We start from the raw sequence: 687 nt of genomic DNA, 5'->3' as shown, positions 1-687 counted from the left end.
GGAGTGATTCATGACTGGGGTGAAGTCGTAACAAGGTAGCCCTAGGGGAACCTGGGGCTGGATCACCTCCTTATACGATTTAGAACTTATTTGTTCGTAGTGTCCACACAGATGATTGTTATTGTAAAGAGAACAACACTTATTGTTTTGGGTCTGTAGCTCAGCTGGTTAGAGCGCACCCCTGATAAGGGTGAGGTCGGTAGTTCAAATCTACTCAGACCCACCACTTCTTATCTAATTAAGAAGATGGTTAAAACAATAAGTACCAGCATATGTGGGGCTATAGCTCAGCTGGGAGAGCGCCTGCCTTGCACGCAGGAGGTCAGCAGTTCGATCCTGCTTAGCTCCACCACTTACTTCTTAAAAATAAATATTCTTTATCGGGCCATTAACCGCCTGAGAATAGAGTGTGTTTAATTTTGAGAAGTTTTTACATCTCTTGCTCTTTAAAAATTTGGAAAAGCTGATAATAAAATTCTGATAGATACATTGTATTTATCAAGAGTTTTCAAAAGTAAAAAAAGAATGGTAGCAGTACCATTCAGTGCCATTTAGTTAACTCTTAGGAGTTGATTGATTGGTATCTACTTTAGTATTCAATATTGACTTCTGGCGAAGTTAAACTGTCACAAAACAAAGACCCGTTTGGGTTGTATGGTTAAGTGACTAAGCGTACACGGTGGATGC

The 687-nt window shown here is 40.2% G+C and carries 2 tRNA genes and 1 rRNA gene; all 3 read left to right on the top strand.

From position 1 onward, the window contains the following. Positions 1 to 73 (top strand): 16S ribosomal RNA (locus I6F47_RS20460); the annotation flags it as partial. Between the two features lie 76 nt (positions 74 to 149). After that, positions 150 to 226: transfer RNA gene (locus I6F47_RS20455), tRNA-Ile, on the top strand. Positions 227 to 276: 50 nt separating this feature from the next. Next, positions 277 to 352: transfer RNA gene (locus tag I6F47_RS20450), tRNA-Ala, on the top strand. The last annotated feature ends 335 nt before the right edge of the window (positions 353 to 687 follow it).

It is taken from the genome of Pseudoalteromonas sp. NZS37, from assembly GCF_015864265.1.
Classification (GTDB): Bacteria; Pseudomonadota; Gammaproteobacteria; order Enterobacterales; family Alteromonadaceae; genus Pseudoalteromonas; species Pseudoalteromonas arctica.
This window is presented reverse-complemented; position numbering and strand designations above follow the sequence as displayed.